This is a genomic window from Endozoicomonas sp. YOMI1, assembly GCF_024606345.1.
GTDB lineage: Bacteria > Pseudomonadota > Gammaproteobacteria > Pseudomonadales > Endozoicomonadaceae > Endozoicomonas.
On record NZ_JAHHPM010000544.1, the window covers coordinates 1 to 2,142 of the forward strand.

Annotated in this window: 2 protein-coding genes; both read right to left on the reverse strand. The window is 35.8% G+C overall.

Annotation, left to right across the window (positions count from 1 at the left end):
• Window positions 1-170: 170 nt before the first annotated feature.
• Window positions 171-881: a HEPN domain-containing protein gene (locus tag KDK15_RS19400; protein ID WP_257297046.1), complete on the reverse strand. Its 711-nt coding sequence runs from the start codon at window positions 879-881 to the stop codon at window positions 171-173.
• Window positions 882-1,988: a DUF262 domain-containing protein gene (locus KDK15_RS19405; RefSeq protein WP_257297047.1), complete on the reverse strand. Its 1,107-nt coding sequence runs from the start codon at window positions 1,986-1,988 to the stop codon at window positions 882-884.
• Between the last annotated feature and the right edge of the window lie 154 nt (window positions 1,989-2,142).

The window sequence follows — 2,142 nt, forward strand, 5'->3', positions numbered from 1 at the left end:
GGTCACATAGCTACGGCTATGCTCCCTTCGTTGTGCCTTGCATAGTAACTGCCCACTTAGCCAGAAAAATACGATTCCATTTGGCCAACTACTTATGGTTCGCCCCGCTTTGCAAGGAAAAGTTTTCATCATGACTTAAGAGTAATGCACCCGATTTAAGCTATTGGTTCTTAGAATCTGGATGTTTTCCAGCATACACGCCCACTGATAGCAACTACATGCGAATACATGACCATATCAATTTTCGCAATAAAGTCACAAATCTCAGTCAATTGTTCCTTAACATCTAATGATGTTAGGTCAGGTGCTGGATGCTCATGAGCGATTTCAGTTCGAACATCAGAAAAAGACTTCAAAATTCGTTTATAGTCTTTTTTTCCTTCAATCTGTATTGATTTAAATAGATCATTAATACCAAAACGCTTAAATAAAACAATTATGTTCTTTTCAGACGGATATTTTCTGTCACTTATATGCTCTGACAAACCAATGATATCTTTAATATAAGCATCCACTTCAAATATCGAAAAAAGTTTACAATTATCAGATAGCTGCTTTATCAGTTTATTTTCATCACCAGAAGCGATAAAGTTTTGGAATGTTGCTTTCTGACATTTAGCAACAGCCCAAACCATTAGTTCTCTTGGTATGCTGGAAACTGTTTTGTTATGAACATGAAGCAAATGAACCCAATCTTCTAAAATGGACTTTACAAACTCTTCAACAGCAGCAGATGATTGAAATATTGCATTCCTATAGACACATTGTTGGATATCATGTGGAATAGCATTTTTCTTAAGCGAAGCGAATTTAATCTGGCAATTAAACATACTTATAGTTTGTTCAAACTCCTGCCTCGCAACACTTTTTGTATAAGCCACTTAATTCAACTCCGAATTAAGAAACCTACAGAATTCATCGATTCTATAATTCACAGAGTTCTTAGCACTTGTGCCAGACGTAATAGCTTTCTTATATTCATCACTGCTGATAAATTCTTGGAATTTGGTCAAGAATTCATTCTTTTTAATTGACTGGAGTTCCCTTTTAGTAACACCATGCCTTGTAAACCCAACCATTATTGCGTCATATAATGCTGAATTAATATTTTTTACAGCTGGTTCAAGATTGTCATTCAAAACTTTAAATGCCTTCTTCCCGAACAAGTAATTTACAGCTTCAATAGAAGTTAAAAATTCTTGCTTCCATTGTAACACCTTCTCTTCATCTATATTCCGAAATTCCGTACAAAAATCGTTCAAAAAACTTTTAAGCGGTTTTTTATAAGCACTCTGTCTATTACTTAATGCTAAATATCTTAGCACGAGTTCACCACCTTTCATTCGTGTATCGTTTTTATGACCACTAATAGAGTTCCAAACCTTTTCCTTTGAAAGCTCATCAATAAGTTTCATAAGTGCCCCATGATACACTCCATGACGAACTTCTTGTGGGTTGAGTTGAACAGCACCTGTATTAATTCGCTCAAAAACATCAAATTTAATCTGAGGATGAGTTTCCTTGATTATTGTTATGCAACGAAGAGTCCTATTTTGAATATGCCTACGAAATCGTGGATCTAAATCAGAGAACTTATTTCCTTCAAGTTCAGGATATGCTGTCAAACCTTGAAGTTCAAAAGCATCTTCGAGAAATAACCTGATTGATGTCAATCGCTGATTTCCATCTATAACAGATAAAATCTCATCTCGATCTTGATGTAAATAAATAACAGGAATTGGACATTGGATAATTAATGACTCAATTAGTCTTGATGCTTGAGCTCTGTTCCAAACATAATTTCTCTGAAACTCAGGAACAATTATAAGTTCCTCACGCAAATGACTTACAAGTGTCGCTATAGAGAAATCATATGTTTCTGTGTGCAAACGCCTTTTTTCAGGCGGTATATTGACTATAGCTAAGTCATCATCCAGCTTTTCAACTGGAAAAAGCTGGTCAGCTAATGACTTTCCGGATTTTTTCATAAAATTTTTCTCAAATTACGTTTTGCAATTGTAACCTATATTTTGATGGAGCAACTAACGCCTGCATAAGCGCGGCGGCGCGTCTAGGAAAACCGGGGCCATATATGGTCCGCCCCGCTTTGCAAGGAAAAGTTTTCCATCATGACTAAAGAGT

Excerpts from the sequence above, each read along its gene's own strand:
- KDK15_RS19405 (WP_257297047.1), bottom strand. The coding sequence starts at position 1,988 with ATGAAAAAATCCGGAAAGTCATTAGCTGACCAGCTTTTTCCAGTTGAA.